This is a genomic window from Methylosinus sp. RM1, assembly GCF_011378635.1.
In the GTDB taxonomy this organism is placed as follows: domain Bacteria; phylum Pseudomonadota; class Alphaproteobacteria; order Rhizobiales; family Beijerinckiaceae; genus Methylosinus; species Methylosinus sporium.
This window is the reverse complement of the sequence record NZ_WOVC01000002.1, coordinates 45,567-61,096: the sequence shown is the minus strand read 5'-3', so window position 1 is coordinate 61,096 and position 15,530 is coordinate 45,567. Positions and strand designations below refer to the sequence as shown.

At 65.5% G+C, this 15,530-nt stretch carries 15 protein-coding genes; 7 read left to right on the top strand and 8 right to left on the bottom strand.

Features of this window, described 5'->3' with window-relative positions; all coding sequences use genetic code 11:
* Positions 1-77 precede the first annotated feature (77 nt).
* From lptB to ptsN, 4 genes are all read left to right on the top strand, one after another.
* Positions 78-1,013, top strand: coding sequence for an LPS export ABC transporter ATP-binding protein (gene lptB, locus FMZ75_RS01600; RefSeq protein WP_244594529.1), 936 nt, complete (start codon positions 78-80; stop codon positions 1,011-1,013).
* 175 nt (positions 1,014-1,188) lie between these two features.
* Positions 1,189-2,763, top strand: a complete 1,575-nt coding sequence (gene rpoN, locus FMZ75_RS01595; protein ID WP_166141068.1) for an RNA polymerase factor sigma-54 — start codon at positions 1,189-1,191, stop codon at positions 2,761-2,763.
* A gap of 390 nt (positions 2,764-3,153) precedes the next feature.
* Positions 3,154-3,717, top strand: coding sequence for a ribosome hibernation-promoting factor, HPF/YfiA family (gene hpf, locus FMZ75_RS01590; protein WP_166141175.1), 564 nt, complete (start codon positions 3,154-3,156; stop codon positions 3,715-3,717).
* A gap of 229 nt (positions 3,718-3,946) precedes the next feature.
* The gene (ptsN, locus tag FMZ75_RS01585; RefSeq protein WP_108915626.1) at positions 3,947-4,411 is read left to right on the top strand and encodes a PTS IIA-like nitrogen regulatory protein PtsN; all 465 of its coding nucleotides are present in this window, start codon (positions 3,947-3,949) and stop codon (positions 4,409-4,411) included.
* 59 nt (positions 4,412-4,470) lie between these two features.
* Here the strand turns inward: ptsN and FMZ75_RS01580 are convergent, their stop codons facing one another.
* Together FMZ75_RS01580 and FMZ75_RS01575 are read right to left on the bottom strand one after the other, a co-directional pair.
* Positions 4,471-4,749 (bottom strand): general stress protein, encoded by a 279-nt coding sequence (locus FMZ75_RS01580; protein WP_108915625.1) that lies wholly within the window; start codon positions 4,747-4,749, stop codon positions 4,471-4,473.
* Between the two features lie 153 nt (positions 4,750-4,902).
* Positions 4,903-5,718: a response regulator gene (locus tag FMZ75_RS01575; RefSeq protein WP_108915624.1), complete on the bottom strand. Its 816-nt coding sequence runs from the start codon at positions 5,716-5,718 to the stop codon at positions 4,903-4,905.
* Between the two features lie 247 nt (positions 5,719-5,965).
* Between FMZ75_RS01575 and FMZ75_RS01570 the strand changes: the two genes are divergently transcribed.
* From FMZ75_RS01570 to fumC, 3 genes are all read left to right on the top strand, one after another.
* Positions 5,966-6,253, top strand: a complete 288-nt coding sequence (locus FMZ75_RS01570) for a NepR family anti-sigma factor (protein ID WP_108915503.1) — start codon at positions 5,966-5,968, stop codon at positions 6,251-6,253.
* A complete protein-coding gene (locus tag FMZ75_RS01565) occupies positions 6,253-6,831 on the top strand; it encodes a sigma-70 family RNA polymerase sigma factor (RefSeq protein ID WP_108915502.1) in 579 nt (192 codons plus the stop codon). The genes FMZ75_RS01570 and FMZ75_RS01565 overlap by 1 nt, the downstream gene beginning before the upstream one ends.
* A gap of 62 nt (positions 6,832-6,893) precedes the next feature.
* On the top strand, positions 6,894-8,297 hold the full coding sequence (gene fumC / locus FMZ75_RS01560) for a class II fumarate hydratase (RefSeq protein WP_166141067.1): 1,404 nt from the start codon (positions 6,894-6,896) through the stop codon (positions 8,295-8,297).
* Between the two features lie 126 nt (positions 8,298-8,423).
* Here fumC and FMZ75_RS01555 read toward each other — a convergent pair whose 3' ends face one another.
* The 6 genes from FMZ75_RS01555 to FMZ75_RS01530 form a co-directional block, all read right to left on the bottom strand.
* Positions 8,424-9,329, bottom strand: coding sequence for a heparan-alpha-glucosaminide N-acetyltransferase (locus FMZ75_RS01555; protein ID WP_166141066.1), 906 nt, complete (start codon positions 9,327-9,329; stop codon positions 8,424-8,426).
* On the bottom strand, positions 9,326-10,312 hold the full coding sequence (locus FMZ75_RS01550; protein WP_166141065.1) for a hypothetical protein: 987 nt from the start codon (positions 10,310-10,312) through the stop codon (positions 9,326-9,328). The genes FMZ75_RS01555 and FMZ75_RS01550 overlap by 4 nt, the downstream gene beginning before the upstream one ends.
* Positions 10,313-10,347: 35 nt before the next feature.
* Entirely contained in the window at positions 10,348-12,150 is a 1,803-nt protein-coding gene (locus FMZ75_RS01545) for a hypothetical protein (protein WP_166141064.1), read from the bottom strand.
* Positions 12,147-12,596 carry a GtrA family protein gene (locus FMZ75_RS01540; RefSeq protein WP_166141063.1) on the bottom strand — a complete coding sequence of 150 codons (450 nt, stop codon included), beginning with the start codon at positions 12,594-12,596 and terminating at the stop codon, positions 12,147-12,149. The genes FMZ75_RS01545 and FMZ75_RS01540 overlap by 4 nt, the downstream gene beginning before the upstream one ends.
* Positions 12,597-12,768: 172 nt before the next feature.
* Positions 12,769-14,259 (bottom strand): NAD(P)/FAD-dependent oxidoreductase, encoded by a 1,491-nt coding sequence (locus tag FMZ75_RS01535; RefSeq protein ID WP_166141062.1) that lies wholly within the window; start codon positions 14,257-14,259, stop codon positions 12,769-12,771.
* Positions 14,260-14,359: 100 nt separating this feature from the next.
* Positions 14,360-15,526 carry a diguanylate cyclase gene (locus tag FMZ75_RS01530; RefSeq protein WP_166141061.1) on the bottom strand — a complete coding sequence of 389 codons (1,167 nt, stop codon included), beginning with the start codon at positions 15,524-15,526 and terminating at the stop codon, positions 14,360-14,362.
* Between the last annotated feature and the right edge of the window lie 4 nt (positions 15,527-15,530).

The window sequence follows — 15,530 nt, the reverse complement described above, 5'->3', positions numbered from 1 at the left end:
TGCTCGGTAAGGCTTAGGATCGCGGCGGGGCGGCGCGCGATCTTCGCTGTCCGTCTCTCTTCTCCAGGGCGCCAGACTTGAGCTTCCGTTCCTACCCATCCGCGAGCGACGCGCGACCCGGCCTGCTGAGCCGGATCGCCGAGCGCCTGCGCTTGCGACGGCCGCCGGCCGGAGGGAGGGCGTCGCCGCGCTTTTCCGCGGAATCCGACCCCGAAAACGCACCTTGGACGGGGGGCGGCGCCGAAAATTTAGGCGCCGATGAAGGGGAGGAATCCGCAGCCGCGGCGCATAAGGGCGTGCTGGCGATCCAGCATCTCGCCAAGGCCTATAAGACCCGGCGCGTCGTCGAGGATGTGAGCCTGCATGTGGCGCGCGGCGAGGCGGTGGGATTGCTCGGCCCCAATGGCGCCGGCAAGACCACGGTCTTCTACATGATCACCGGGCTGGTGAAACCCGATCGCGGCGTCATCGCGCTCGACGGCTATGACGTCACCGGCCTGCCCATGTATCGGCGGGCGCGGCTCGGCATCGGCTATCTGCCGCAAGAAGCGTCGATTTTTCGCGGCCTGACGGTCGAGGACAATATTCGCGCCGTGCTGGAGATCACCCAGCCGGACAAGCGCCTGCGCGAGCAGGAGCTCGATGCGCTGCTCGAGGAGTTCAAGCTCGAGCGCCTGCGCCGCTCGCCCGCGGTGGCGCTGTCGGGCGGCGAGCGGCGGCGCTGCGAGATCGCCCGCGCCCTGGCCGGACGCCCCTCTTTCATGCTGCTGGACGAGCCTTTCGCCGGCATCGATCCGATCGCCGTCGGCGGCATTCAGGACCTCGTGCGGCATTTGAAAGCGCGCGGAATCGGCGTGCTGATCACCGACCACAGCGTGCGCGAGACATTGGGCCTCACCGACCGCGCCTACATCATCTACAACGGCCATGTCCTGACCGAAGGAACGCCCGAGGAAATCGTCGCGCACCCAGATGTGCGGCGCATCTATCTCGGCGAAGATTTCAGGATGTGATTTCGGACCGGAAGCGTCGCGGCGATTAACTGCTAGGCGGAATTTCCGGGGGGCGCCGAATAAATGGTCCTGCGCCAAATTCCTCCCCGTGCTATAAGCAAGAAACAGGCCGAGAACAGCCATTGCGACGGCGCAATGCCGCGCGTGCAGGCGGAAAGTTTCGAGTAGGCGGAAAATGGCTATTTCCACCAAACTGATGATGCGTCAGGGCCAGGCCCTGGTGATGACGCCCCAGCTGCTGCAGGCGATCAAGCTGCTGCAATTCTCCAATCTCGAACTTTCCGCATTCCTGCATGAGGAGCTGGAACGAAATCCGCTGCTCGAGGCGGTGGAGGCCGACGATTTCCCAGACGCCCCGCAGGAACGCGGCAGCGACAGCGATGGCGGCGAGGCGAGTTTCGACGGCGCCGGCGAGCCGCGCGAGGGCGATTGGGCGCAGGAGAGCCTCGCGGTGGACGCCGGCCAGCTGGCGGCCGAGCTCGGCACGGAGATCGGCAACGCCTTCGAGCTCGAGGGTCAGCGTCCCGGCGCCGATACGTCCGGCTCGCTCGAGGGCGCGGGCCTCTCGGCCAATTCCTGGACCGGCGCCAGCGGCGTCGGCGGCGATGGCGAGACGCCCAATCTCGAGGCCTATGTCGCCGCGGACGCCAATCTGCACGATCATCTCGCCGAGCAGCTCGCCCTCGCCTCCGCCGATCCGCGCGACCGGCTGATCGGCCACGCCATCATCGACGCGATAGACGAGGCCGGCTATCTGCGCGAGGACATCGCCGAGATCGCCGCGCGGCTCGAGGCGGACCCCGATCGCGCCGTCGCCGTGCTGGCGGTGATCCAGAGCTTCGATCCTTCCGGCGTCGGCGCGCGCGACCTGCAGGAATGTCTCGCCATTCAGCTGCGCGAGCGCGACCGCTTCGATCCGGCCATGCAGGTCTTCGTCGCCAATCTGCCGCTGCTGGCCAAGCGCGATTTTTCCGCTCTGGCGCGGCTCTGCGGCGTGGACGAGGACGACATCGCCGATATGGCGTCGGAGGTTCGCCGGCTCGATCCCAAGCCCGGCCGCGCCTTCGGCGGCGCGCCGATCCAGCCGCTGGTCGCCGACGTCATCGTGCGGCCGGCGAGCGACGGCGGCTGGATGGTGGAGCTGAACTCCGACGCTCTGCCGCGCGTGCTGGTCAACCACTCCTATGCCGCGAAGGTGAGCGCCGGCGCCAAGCGCGACGGCGACAAGACCTTCATCTCGAGCTGCCTGCAGAACGCCAATTGGCTGACCAAGAGCCTCGAGCAGCGCTCGCGCACGATCTTGAAGGTCGCCTCAGAGATCGTGCGGCTACAGGACGCCTTCCTCGCCAAAGGCGTGGAGCATTTGCGGCCGCTCAATCTGCGCACCATCGCCGACGCGATCGGAATGCACGAATCGACCGTCTCCCGCGTCACCTCGAACAAATATATGATGACGCCTCGCGGCATATTCGAGCTCAAATATTTCTTCTCCGCCTCCATCGCCACGACGAGCGGCGGCGAAGCCCATTCGGCCGAGGCGGTGCGCTACAAGATCAAGCAGATGATCGACAAGGAGAGCCCTTTCGACGTGCTCTCCGACGACGCCATCGTCGCGCGTCTGAAAGAGATCGACATCGACATCGCCCGGCGCACCGTCGCCAAATATCGCGACAGCCTGCGCATTCCCTCCTCCGTCGACCGCCGCCGCGCCAAGCAGGCGATGGCGCGGGAAAGCGCGCCGGCGCTGTAGGGCGGAACGTCGACGCGCGCGCGTCGGGCCTGCCGGGAATGACGGCGCCCTTTCGCTCGAATCGCGCAGACCTTCGGCTCCGTATCAAAACGGAGGCGCCTCGGCGCCGTGGGAATGAGCAAACCGCTCGCCCATTGACTTCGATCGCCGGTCCACTTAGAGCCTGTCGCCGAAGCGGGCCGGGCGCGAACGCCTCCTCGGCCCGTCTTCCGCCACGTTCGAACGGCAGAGTGACGCTCGGACGCTGGACCAGGAATTTCGCCGGCGCCGCGGCGAAGACCGTAGGGGGACGGTCGAAAGCGACGCTCACGAAGCCATCATGGGATTTTTTAAAAGGGAAGCGCTGCCGCGTCCGGCGCGAGCGCTCCAATGGACGAGGGCAGACCCGATATGTCGCTGCGAGTGTCCGGTAAGAACATCAATATCGGCGAAGCCTTGCGGACTCACGTCGCCGAGCGGCTGACCGCGGCCGCCCGCAAATATTTCGACGGCGAGCTCGGCGGACATGTGACGATTTCGCCGGAAGGCTCTGGCTTTCGCGCCGATTGCAGCCTGCATCTCGCGGGAATCGACGTGCAGGCCGACGGCCGCGCGCAGGAACCCTACGCCTCCTTCGATCAGGCAGCCGAGCGCATCGAAAAGCGCCTGCGCCGCTACAAGAGCCGGCTGAAAGACCATCACGGCCCGCGCGAGAGCGAGGGCGAGGTGGCGCAGAGCTATGTGCTCGAGGCGCCGGATCAGGAACAGGACGCGCCCACGGAATTCGCGCCGACGATCGTCGCCGAGGCGACGTCGCGGCTGCGTCGGCTGACGGTCTCGGCCGCGGTTTTGGACCTCGATCTGACCGGCGCGCCGGTCGTCGTTTTCCGCAACGCCGATACGGGTCGGCTCAATGTTGTCTACCGACGCAACGACGACCATATCGGCTGGATCGATGCGCCGGGCGGCGAATAGGCGGCATATATCTTGCCTTTAGATCGGATGCAGCTGTGAGGGCGGCCATGCTCATTTTGCGCGATTGGAATTCGCTCTGCGGCCCGGAGAACGGCCTCGGCCGCCGCAACGGGCAGCGTCGCGACAGCGCGACACGATGCGTCCATTGATGAACAGCGACCTGGCGCGCCGCGATTCGCGCGGCGGCGGAGCTCGGCCCGGACAGGGCCTCGAATGGGATAGACGCCACATGCGGCTCGCGGATTTGCTCTCCACCGAAGCGGTCATTCCCTCGCTCAAAGCGAACAACAAGAAGCAGGCGCTCCAGGAGCTGAGCGAGAAGGCGGCCGAGATTTCCGGTCTGCCGGCCCGCGAGATCTTCGACGCGCTGCTGCAGCGCGAGCGCCTCGGCTCGACTGGCATAGGCGACGGCGTCGCCATTCCGCATGGCAAGCTGGCGCGGATCAAGACGATTTTCGGGATTTTCGCGCGGCTCGAGCGGCCGATCGACTTCGACGCGCTCGATGGCGCGCCGGTCGATCTGGTGTTTCTTCTCGTGACGCCGGAAGCCTCCGGCGCCGATCATTTGAAAGCGCTGGCCTGCGCGGCGCGCGTGCTGCGCGATCCATCGATCGTAGCGACGATTCGCGCGACGAGAGACGCTTCCGCCCTCTACTCGATCATCGCGCAAACCTCTACGCCCCACGCCGCCTGAGGCTTTTCGCGCCGCTGACGTCAGCCGGCCGCGATTTACGGCGAGAGAAAGGCCGCGGATTACTCCGCGGCTGTTCTCGGCTTGCTGTGGGAGGCGTGGCCGCCCTTGCGTCCGGCCTCGGACGCGAGCTGGTGATCGCGGGAAAAGCTCCGCTTCGTCGGGTCGACGCTCTGCCCGCCCTTGCGTCCCGCCTTGGCCGCGAGCTCGGGGTTCTGGGAGAAGCTGCGCTTTTCATCGGGGACGTTCTGGCCGCCCTTGCGCGCGATCGCCCGCTGCTTCTCAGGGTCCATCGAAGCAAAGCCACGGTTCGACTTTTTCGGTTCATGGATCGCCGTCATATTGTCTACCTTCTCTTGTCCCCCGGGAGTCAACGCCCGAGTCAAGACAAGGTTGCGCTCTATTCGCTTCGGATAGAAGTTTTTTTTGCCGCAATTCGGCCTGTGGTCTTTACGTACGAAAAGTAACCATTACCTTCGCTATGGTCTAATTATTCACTTGTGCTTATCATTGTATTTGAGATGGGACCGTCTGTCGAAAAATAAAGCTTGGCTGATGATCGCCTTCAGACTGTCGACGCTGAAAGGCTTGGCGATGAGAAACGCCGGCTCCGGCGGCTCTCCGGTCAAGAACCGCTCGGGATAGGCGGTCACGAAAATCACCGGGGTCGAGAGCGAGCCCAATATTTCATTCACCGCCTCCAGCCCCGAGCTGCCGTCCGCCAGTTGAATATCGGCCAGAATCAGGCCGGGGGGAGTCTTGGATATGGCCTCGACCGCCTCTTTATGCGTGCGCGCCACAGCGACGACGTTATGGCCGAGTTCCTCGACCAGCCCACGCAGATCGAGCGCGATCAGCGGCTCGTCTTCTATGATCAATACATCCGTCGCCAATTGGCCGGCGATCTCGACGCTCGCTGTGTCGATGAGCGCCGCCGCGCGCGCCTCCGAGACGGCGAGCGCCCGGGCGATTTCGCCGAGCGAGAAACCTTCCAGCGCATGGAGCAGAAAGGCGATGCGAGGCTGTAGCGAGATCGCGTCGAGATTGCGCCGCGCGCTCGCCTCATCGCCGGGCGCGACCCCGGAGTGGTCGGTATGGGCATTGATCGGGCTCGAGGTCCAGATTTCCAGGAACAGCCGATAGAGGGAGATTTTCAGATCCTCGTCGGCGACGAGACGGGTCGGATCGGCGACGGCGGTCTCGAGCGTCGCCAGCACATAGGCGTCGCCCCCTTCGCGGCTGCCCGACAGAGCGCGGGAGAAGCGCCGCAAATAGGGCACATGCCTTAGAATCGCCTGAGAAATGGACATCATGTCCCTCGTTTGCGAGTTGCGAATGTCGCGCCATCATGGCGCGTTCTGCTGCGTCAAATCGTCGCGTTATATTTGGGAACGAATTGGTAAAATTAAGCGTTGTGAGTTGGTCGCCGCAATGCAGTACTAGCGCGGCCGCGTCCGCTCGCCAGAGTTGGGCCTCACGAGAATTCTCGAGGAGCAGATGGGAAAAAGCAGCCGGAAGTCCATTGCAGCCGCCTCGAGCACGAGCGAATCTCCGAACATGGAAGACAGGATCAGCGACGGCGTTTTCGCGCCGCCGCCGCATGATGGCGAAGGGCTGGTGGTGTTGAGCTCCCACCGCCCGCGGCGGGCGCGGCCCGCCGAAGCGCAGCCGGACTCCGAGACGCCGCCGCACAATGACGTCGGCGAGCAGATCGGCGAGCAGCTCCGCGGTCTTTACGACGACATCCTCAATCAGCCTATTCCGGATCGTTTCCTAGAGCTCTTGAACAGGCTCGAGAGCGACCCGATATCCCCGCAGCGGTCGAAGGCGCCCGGGGAGGGATAGTGTCGACATTCGAAGCGGCGAAAGCCCAAGGAAAGGGGACCAAAGCCGATCTCGTCGCGGCGATCCCCAATCTGCGCGCATTCGCGGTTTCGCTCTGCGGCAACGCCGACCGCGCCGACGATCTGGTCCAGGAGACCTTGGTCAAGGCTTGGAGCAGCCTCGCCTCCTTCACCGAAGGCACCAATCTCACGGCCTGGCTGTTCACCATTCTCCGTAACATCCACTACAGCGACTATCGCAAGCGGCGCCGCGAGGCGCCCGACCCGGACGGCGCCATAGCCGCGCGGCTCGTCTCGCTGCCGGCGCAGAACGCGCATATGGATTTTCTCGATTTTCGCAGCGCGCTGCAGAAGCTGCCGCTCGATCAGCGCGAGGCGCTGATCCTGGTCGCCGCCTCGGGCCTCTCCTATGAGGAAGCCGCGGCCATCTGCAATTGCGCGCCGGGCACGATGAAAAGCCGGGTCAATCGCGCCCGCAACCGCCTCGCCGAGGTTCTGGCGCTGCGCTCGACGAGCGACATCGGCGATTCCTATTACATCGGCGATCAGTCGATTCTCCCGCGCACGGGCAATGATTGATAGACGGGCGGAAATGCCCCATAGGGAAGCTCGAGCCCGATAATTTTCCGCGAGCGAGACCAATGACCGAGAAGACCGAATTCCGAACCGAGCGCGATTCCTTCGGCGACATAGAGGTTCCCGCCTCCGCCTATTGGGGCGCTCAGACGGAACGGTCGCGGCAGAATTTCCCGATCGGCGTCGGCCGGATGCCGATCGAGATCGTCCATGCGCTCGCGCGGGTGAAGCTCGCCGCCGCCGAGGCCAATCTCGAGAAGGGCCTGCTGAAGAGCGACGTCGCCGCCGCCATTTCCGCCGCCGCCCGCGACGTGATCGACGGAAAGCTCGACGAGCATTTCCCACTCGTCGTCTGGCAGACCGGCTCCGGCACGCAGTCCAACATGAACGTCAATGAGGTGATCGCCAATCGCGCCAATGAGGCGCTGGGCGCCGGCCGCGGCGCCAAGGCGCCGGTCCACCCGAACGATCACGTCAATCTCGGCCAATCCTCCAACGACAGCTTCCCGACCGCCATTCACGTCGCCGCGGCCATCGCCATTTCGCAGCGCCTGCTGCCGGCGGTGGAGCGACTGCACGCCGCCCTTGCAGCGAAGTCCAAGGCTTTTGAGCATATCGTCAAGATCGGCCGCACCCATTTGCAGGACGCCACCCCGGTGACGCTGGGCCAGGAATTTTCCGGCTATGCGGCGCAGGCCGAGTTCGGCGCCAAGCGCATCCGCCAGGGGCTCGAGGATTTGTTCCTGCTCGCCCAGGGCGGCACCGCCGTCGGCACTGGCGTGAACACTTACAAAGGCTTCGCCGAGGCGGTCGCGGCCAAGATCGCGGCGCAGACCGGCCTTCCGTTCAAGACCGCGCCGAATAAATTCGAGGCGCTCGCCGCCCATGACGCCGCGGTCTTCGCCCATGGCGCGCTGAACGCGCTCGCCGCCGGCCTCTATAAGATCGGCTGCGACATTCGCCTGCTCGGCTGCGGCCCGCGCGCCGGCCTCGCCGAGCTGAAGCTGCCGGAGAACGAGCCCGGCTCCTCCATCATGCCCGGCAAGGTCAATCCGACCCAGGTCGAAGCGCTGACCATGGTCTGCACGCGCGTCTTCGGCAATAACGCCACCATCACCTTCGCCGCCTCGCAGGGCCATCTCGAGCTGAACGTTTTGAAGCCGGTGATCGCCGCGGCGCTGCTGGAATCGACAATATTGCTCGCCGACGGCATCGACAGCTTCATCACCCGCTGCATCGACGGGATCGAGCCGGACGAGGCGAACATCAAGAATTTCTTGGAGCGCTCGCTGATGCTGGTGACAGCGCTCGCGCCCAAGATCGGCTATGACGCCGCCTCCAAGATCGCCCGCGCCGCGCATCACAATGGCACGACTTTGCGCGAGGAGGCGCTGAAGTCCGGCAAGGTGACGGACGCAGAATTCGACGCGCTGGTGCGGCCAGAGAATATGCTCGCGCCGAATGATTGAGGGCGGCGCGAGAGCGCCCCGTACTTTTCCGTCATTGCGAGGAGCACAGCGACGAAGCAATCCAGGGGCCGCGTCACGGCTGAAGGATTGCTTCGCTCCGCTCGCAATGACGGTCCTGAACAAAAACTATTTTATCACGCAGGCGCGCGCGATGCGCTCGAGACGCGCGCGGCCTTCGTCGGTCGCAGCGTCGGGCAACGCATCTTCTCGCGCCGCCTCGCGCGCGGCGCAATCGCAAGCCGTCTCGCATTTCTGAGCGCTCGCTCCCGAGGCGACGCATTGCGCGCGGCAGGCTTCCTCGAAACGCGCATTGTGCATCGGCGCGGTCAGCATGGCGACGGCGGTGAAGCCCGCGAAGAACAAAGGCTGATGGACGAGATAGAGCGCGAGGCTATGCCTCCCGAGAAAGGCGACGCTGCGCGTCGCGATGTTGTGCGGCGAATTGGCAACCGCGGCCGGGCGTAGACGCGCCAGCTTCGCCGCGCCGACGCCGACGAACAGCGCGCCCGCCCAAGGCGCGAGCGGGCGATAATCATTGGTCATCGGCTCGAAGGTCGAAAGCCCCGTCCACCAGAACCACGGCGCATCGAAGAAAGAGGCGCGCGCAAAAAAAGACGCCGCGACCAGCGCGAAGCCCGCGGCGAAAGCCGCCGGCCAGGGCAATAGCAAGAAGGGCAAAGCGAGCAGGCTCGCCGCGGCTATGCAATGCAAAATGCCGAAAAAGACGAAGCTCGACGGGAAGGCGATATAGGTCCCGCCGCTCACCAGCAGCGCGGCGCCGATGAGCAGAGCGAGCCTGCGCCAATAAGCGCGCGCGCGAAAAACCGTCCCATGCGCGAGCGTCAGCGAGAGCCCGGCGATGAAGAGAAAGCTCGCCGCGATCGCATGGCCGAACGCCTTATAGGCGTCCGTATAGGGAATCTCGGGATCGATATGGCCGAAATGGCCGAGGTCCCAGCCGAAGTGAAAGGCCAACATCGCCAGCACGGCGAGGCCGCGCGCGACGTCCAGCCACAGGAGCCGCGCGGTCATTTGACCGCCGTGGCCGCCGTCGATTGGAACTTGCCGAACACCATATCGGGCGCCGAGAGATTGTGCCGCGAGGGCATATGCCGGCCGAGCCATATCTCCGTCGCCGGCGCGCCGGGAAAGCCGATGACCGGCGCCTCCTGCCAGCCTATGCCGCGCTTGGTGCGCCAGGCGACCAGCGCCGCGTCGCTCATCGATTGCGTGGTGTACATGGACCGCAGCGAGGCGAAGGGCAGGCCGTCCGGCATTCCGTCGCTATAGGAGACGTCGAGCACGATGCGATCCTGATCGATGGAGGCGAGACGAATCTTCGCCTCGCCGCCACGACGGAAGCGCAGGGTGAAGCTGCGCGTCTGCGGATCGAAAACGATCTCCTTCAGCGCGACGATGGGGCGCTCCTGCACCTCCACCGGGCCGATGAGGAAGGAGGAGCCATAGGCCGTCCAGCGCATATCCTCGAAAGGCAGCGGGCGCGCGCGCCAATAGCCGTCCGGCGGGTAGAAGACCAGAATTTCCTCCGCGCGCTCGCGATAGGTCATCCACAGCTGCACGAGATGAAAGCCCTTCTCGACACGGTCGCCGACGCGCACAGGCACGTCATTGGGCCGCCAGAAGGACGGGAAAGTATAGCCGACGAGCCAGAATTCCGGCGTCTCCCAAAAGGTGAGGCGGCGCGCGTCGGCGGCGAATTTGGGGTCGTGCGAGAGATCGCAGCTCGTCCAATCCGGCGCCCAGCGGTCCGAGCCGATCATGCCGATATAGGAGGGATGAACCGCCTGCACGCGCATACGCCGCACCTGCGGCGAGACGAAATCCAGCTCGATATTGTCCTTCTCGGCGCAGAGCTCGGGCGTGGATCGGTTCTCGATCCGCACTTGCAGATCCTCCTCCGCCTCCAGCGGCTGCTGCGCGAAGGACGGCCGGGCGAAAGGCAGGCTGGAAGCGGCGAGGAGAAGCCGGCGGCGATCGATCAGCGGAGCGGACATGGGCGATATCGGATTCCTGTTGCGGGCGCCGGATATTATTGCGCGGGACGCAGGGCGAAAACATGGAAAGGCGAGCGCTCGAGTGGGATTTTCTCGAGGAAGGGGACGCTCTCGCCCCGCGCGAGCGCCGCCGCCAGCCCATGGGGCGCGCGCTCGATGAGGGCGTCGCCGGTCTCGCCGCCGTCGCACCAGAGCAGCAGCTCGGCGCCGGCGGCGCGCAGCAGACGCTCGGCCTCCGCGGGCGCGGCCAGAAAAGTCTCGACCGCGAGGCGATTGCCGTGATTGTCGCGATGATAGGGCGCAGCGAAGACATGATGCGGCGTGAAGGCGAGTAGATGCGCGCCCATATCGACTGGCGCGACGATGCGCGCCGGCGGCAGCGCCGCGAGGCCCGAAAAGGCGCTCGCCTCGAGGCAGGCGCGACGGGTCTCGCGCGGCGCGGCCTCTCCGTCCGATTGCAGCGCCAGAGCGAGACCCATGGGCGAAACGAAGAGGCAGAGCAGGCCGATCGTGAGCCAGCGAAGCAGCGGCATGACATGAGCGAGGCGCGCCGATAGGGCGGCGGCCGCGCCGGCGAGCGCGACCATGGCCAGCGGCGTGACCGAGGAGAAGACGCGAATCTGCCAGAGCGCCGCGGCAAAGCCGATGAGGATCGCCGCCGCCAGCATGGCCCAGCGCCCGCGCGCGAGGCCACGTTCGCGCCAAGCGAGGACAGTGGCGGCGAGGAGGCCGAGCAGCACCGGCGCGGCGGTGGAGACCAGCAGCGCCGGATCAGAAACAAAAGCCTTCAGCGGCTTGGCCTCGGTGACATGGGAGAGCCAGAGATCGCGCAGCAGCGGATCGAGCGCGACGAGCGGATCACCGAGACAATGCGGCGCGCTGGCGAGAAAAGCGCCGAGCGCCGCGGCGCCGACAAGTCCGAGTCCAACGATGCGGCGCGGAAGCGTATCGAGGCGCGGCGCGGCGGCGGCCAACGCCGCGAAGCCGAGCGCGCCGACGAGCACGGCGCGAATATGGACCGCCGAATAGGCGTCGCAGGCCGAAAGGCCATAGCGCGAGGGCGCGACGGTCGCCGAGAAAGTCAGCGGCGCGAAGACGAGCAGGCCGAGCGCGAATGACAGCAATCTCCGCGCGGCGGTCTTTCCTTCGATGAGAAAGAGGATCGCCGGCGTCGCCAGCGCCACGATGAAGAAGGGAAGATTTTCGAGGCTGATGGCGAGCGACAGAGCGAGAGGCGCGGCGGCGGCCGCGAGCGCGAGAGGACGCTTGGGATGGAGGCCGAGCGCGACGAGGCCGAAAGTCGCCATCAGCAGCAGAATCTGCGGCGCATGATGATCGATACGGCCGGGCGTGAATTGCACGAACATCGGGGCCGAAAGAAGCACCAGCCATACCGCCGCGAATCGCGCCGAGCGATCGGCGAAGACGCGCGCCACAAAGGCCGCGAGCGCGAAGAGCAGAGCGAGGCAGAGAAAGGGAAAGACGAGCCGCGTCGCCCGCTCCGCCATTTCCGGCGCGAGAAACAGACGGAACATGAGATCGAGCGCGGCGAGCGGCGTATCGACGACGCGCGACCAATGCATGAAAAGGCCGTCCGGCGGATCGAGCCGTCGCGCCGTCATATCGAACCAGGATTGGCCGGCGAGGAGATCGCGCAGCTGCACGGCGCGCATGGCGTCGTCGGAATCGTAGAATTCGCCGGCGCTCCACACGGCGCGCGCACGCGGCAGCGTCAATAGCGCCGCGCCGGCGAGCGCCGGGACAATGGCGGCGAGAAGCGGAATTTCCCGACGCGCGCGCGCGGGAAGCTCCGCCGCCTCGCCGGCGAGCGCGCTCACGCGGCGGCCTTCGCGGCCGGCGCCGAGAAGAGAAGCGCGCGGCGCGCGGTGAAATTGAACAGGAAGACGACGCCCGCCGTCGGAATTTTCGCAAAGGCGGGATCGAAGCCGAGACGGCCGACGAGGAGGAGCATCAGCGCCTCTGTGACGAGCAAGCCGGCGAGGCCGATGACGCAGAAGAGCGTGAATTCCGACGCCGGGCGCACGCTGCGCCGATCGCGGAACACCACCGCTATGCTGAGCGCATAGACGAGCGCGAGCCCGCCGCAAAAGCCGATCGCCGCAGCAATGAGATAGGGCGCGCCGAGCGTCTTGTGGAAGAGCAGCAGCAGCCCATAATCGAGCGCCAGCGCCGCGCCGCTCGCCAGCCCATAGGCGACGAGATCGCGCAGCACGCGCGTGGCGGCGAAGACGCGATGCGTCGTGGCGTTCGTGATCTGCGTCATTCGAAGCCGAGACGCGAAGGCCCCCTCCCCAGCCCTCCCCCGCTGCGCGGGAGAGGGAGCAGACCGCGCGCTGCATCGAGATTTCGCGGAATGTCGGCCGCCCCCTCTCCCGCATAGCGGGGGAGGGTGAGGGAGGGGGCGCGGCGGCATTTCCTCTCGAGAGCGCAAGCCACTATGCGACCCGCTTCGGCACGAGACGCTCGCTCGCCAGCGCCTGCTCGGCGCCGGAGACGCCGGCTTCCGTATATTCGGCGTCCTCGTTCACGCCCCAGACGTCATAGATCGCGCGGCCGGCGATGATATTGAGCGCCGTCAGCATGCCGGTCATCATCGCATGATCCTGGTTGTTGTATTTGTGCATGCCGTTGCGGCCGACGAGATGCAGGCCGGGATAGCGCGCCGCGAGCTCGAGCCGAATCGCCTGCACATTGGCGGCGTAGGACTCGTCATAGACCGGATAGGCCTTGGCCTGACGCACGACGCAGGCGTCGCGCACATCCTCCGCCTTCATGAGGCCGATCTTCGCGATCTCGTCCTTGGCGAGGGCGATGAGATCGGCGTCCGCGGCGTTCCACAATCCATCGCCCTCGAAACAGAAATATTCGAGGCCGAGACAAATGGAGACGCCATCGGCGATCATCTCCGGCGACCAGGATTTGAAATTCTGCACGCGGCCGACCTTCACCGACGGATCATGAATATAGATCCAATTGTCGGGGAACTCCTCCTGCGGCCGTCCGATCAGCACGACGGTGAGAAAGTCGCGATAGGCGAGCGCGCGCGCGTTGAAGAGGCTGAGCGGCGTCGGCGTCAGCGCATTCATCACCTCGCGCAACGGCGCGGAGGAGAGCACATTGCGCGCGCGATGAGTCTCGCTCGCGCCATTGGCGTCGCGTGTCGTGACGGTCCAAATTCCGCTCGCTTCATCGAAGGCGAGCTGCTCGACCTTGCAGCCCATTCGCAGACGGCCGCCGAGCTTCTGCATCTTGCGCGCGGCGGCTTCCCACATCATGCCGGGACCGCGACGCGGATAGCGGAAGGATTCGATCAGCGTCTTCGCGGCGCTGCCGGATTTGCGGAGCTTCAAAGAGCGGCGCAAGCCGTCGATGATCGCCGCGCCGAGGCTGAGACCCTTGATGCGCTGCGCCGCCCAATCGGCGGAGATATCGTCGCAGCTCATGCCCCAGACCTTTTCCGTATAGGTCTTGAAGAAAATGCCGAACAGCCGCTCGCCGAATTGATTGCGCACCCATTGATGGAAGGAGCGCGGCTCCTTCACCGGAAAAGCCTTGGCGAAGGCGAAGGAGGCCATGCAGCGCGCGCTCTCGAAGAGCCCGAGATTCTTCAGCGCTTCGAAGGCCTTCAGCGGATAGGCGTAGAATTTCTCGCGATAGAAGATGCGCGACAGACGCGGCCGCTCGATGAAATCATGCGGAAGCAGCTCGTCCCACAGATCGACGATCTCTTTCGATTTCGAGAAGAAGCGGTGTCCGCCTATGTCGAAGAGAAATCCCTTGTAGCTCGCGGTGCGGCTGATGCCGCCGACATAAGTCTCGTCCTGCTCGAGAACGAGAACCTCGCGTCCGTTTTTCGCCAGAATATGAGCGGCGGTGAGGCCGGCAGGCCCCGCGCCGATCACGATGGATTCGATAATCTCGCCCATGACGGCCCTGAAACTGCGTGGCGTGCGCCGGCCGGCCGCGTCACGCAGCGAGGCTCACGGCACTTAGGGGCACTATGGACGCGCTGTGGTTAATGCGCTGTTACGCACGCGAGGCGAGCGTCGTCTGCTCATGCTGCTCGCCGGCGAAAATGACGCGATTGCGCCCCTCCGCCTTGGCGCGATAGAGCGCGTCGTCGGCGACGCGCGTCATAGCGGCGAGATCGGGCGTCTCACCCTCTATGACCGTGACGCCGACGCTGACCGTCGCCGCGCCGTCGGCGAGATGCTTCGCCTCGCGAACGAAAGCCGCGCGAATGCGCTCGGCGATGGCCAAAGCGCTCGTTCGGTCGGCCGGCGAGAGAATGGCGACGAATTCCTCTCCGCCGATCCGCGCCAGCAAGTCGTTGGCGCGGATGCTTCGCGACGCCGCGGCGCCGAAGGCCGCCAGCACGCGGTCGCCGACCGCATGGCCGAAGCGATCGTTGATGAATTTGAAATTGTCGAGATCGAAGACCAGCACGGCCGTGGCGCGCGGCGTGGCCCCCCGCCTCGCGCGCTCGACCGCGCGGTCGAATGCGCGGCGATTGGGAAGACCGGTCAGCGGATCGATCAGCGCGGCGACTTCTCGTCGGCTCGCCAGGCGCTCCTTGGAGAGGGTCGCCACCAGAAAGCCGAGAATGGCGACGAAGCCCGAGAGCTCGAGAAAACGAGCCTTGAGGTAAGGGCTGGTGAGAAAGCTCTCATTATCCACCACGAGAAAGGGCGCGGCGACCGCGAGCGCGAAATCGAGCGCGGCCTGGAGAGCGATGATCCAGGCCGTCACGCGCGACGAGACGAGACGCTGCTCGCGGATCCGATTGTAGCGGAACAATTCCCAGGCGGCGGCGGCTTCATAGACCGCCGAGATCGCCGCCGTTTCGGCGATGCGCATGTTGAGGTCGGCCCGCCAGAGGCCGGCGATCCAGATCGCGCCGCCGAGAAGCGCGAGCGGCAGCCGAACAGGCTTCTCGACGAAGACGACGACGCCCGTCCAGAGCAGGCCGCAGGACCACATATTGAGCGCATTGCCGAAAATGATCGACAGCCATTCGGCCTCGTTGCGGAAGGCGTAGGTGAGCGCCGCGGCGCCGGCCGTCGCGAAAACGGCGGACCACCACCAGAGCTCTTGCGCCTCTTCGTCTCCTCGCCAGATCGCATAGAGAAAGACGCCTAGCAGCGACAGCATGAAGGCGCCGAATAAAAACAAGGTCGGCGCCAATTCGATCATCGCG

What these genes read in the sequence shown, in the direction of transcription:
- FMZ75_RS01575 (WP_108915624.1), bottom strand. Translation starts at nt 5,718, where the DNA reads ATGTCCATTTCTCAGGCGATTCTAAGGCATGTGCCCTATTTGCGGCGC.
- FMZ75_RS01555 (WP_166141066.1), bottom strand. Translation starts at nt 9,329, where the DNA reads ATGACCGCGCGGCTCCTGTGGCTGGACGTCGCGCGCGGCCTCGCCGTG.
- FMZ75_RS01580 (WP_108915625.1), bottom strand. Translation starts at nt 4,749, where the DNA reads ATGACGGCGATCCATGAACCGAAAAAGTCGAACCGTGGCTTTGCTTCG.
- FMZ75_RS01535 (WP_166141062.1), bottom strand. Translation starts at nt 14,259, where the DNA reads ATGGGCGAGATTATCGAATCCATCGTGATCGGCGCGGGGCCTGCCGGC.
- FMZ75_RS01570 (WP_108915503.1), top strand. Translation starts at nt 5,966, where the DNA reads ATGGAAGACAGGATCAGCGACGGCGTTTTCGCGCCGCCGCCGCATGAT.
- hpf (WP_166141175.1), top strand. Translation starts at nt 3,154, where the DNA reads ATGTCGCTGCGAGTGTCCGGTAAGAACATCAATATCGGCGAAGCCTTG.
- FMZ75_RS01530 (WP_166141061.1), bottom strand. Translation starts at nt 15,526, where the DNA reads ATGATCGAATTGGCGCCGACCTTGTTTTTATTCGGCGCCTTCATGCTG.
- ptsN (WP_108915626.1), top strand. Translation starts at nt 3,947, where the DNA reads ATGCGGCTCGCGGATTTGCTCTCCACCGAAGCGGTCATTCCCTCGCTC.
- FMZ75_RS01550 (WP_166141065.1), bottom strand. Translation starts at nt 10,312, where the DNA reads ATGTCCGCTCCGCTGATCGATCGCCGCCGGCTTCTCCTCGCCGCTTCC.
- FMZ75_RS01540 (WP_166141063.1), bottom strand. Translation starts at nt 12,596, where the DNA reads ATGACGCAGATCACGAACGCCACGACGCATCGCGTCTTCGCCGCCACG.
- fumC (WP_166141067.1), top strand. Translation starts at nt 6,894, where the DNA reads ATGACCGAGAAGACCGAATTCCGAACCGAGCGCGATTCCTTCGGCGAC.
- rpoN (WP_166141068.1), top strand. Translation starts at nt 1,189, where the DNA reads ATGGCTATTTCCACCAAACTGATGATGCGTCAGGGCCAGGCCCTGGTG.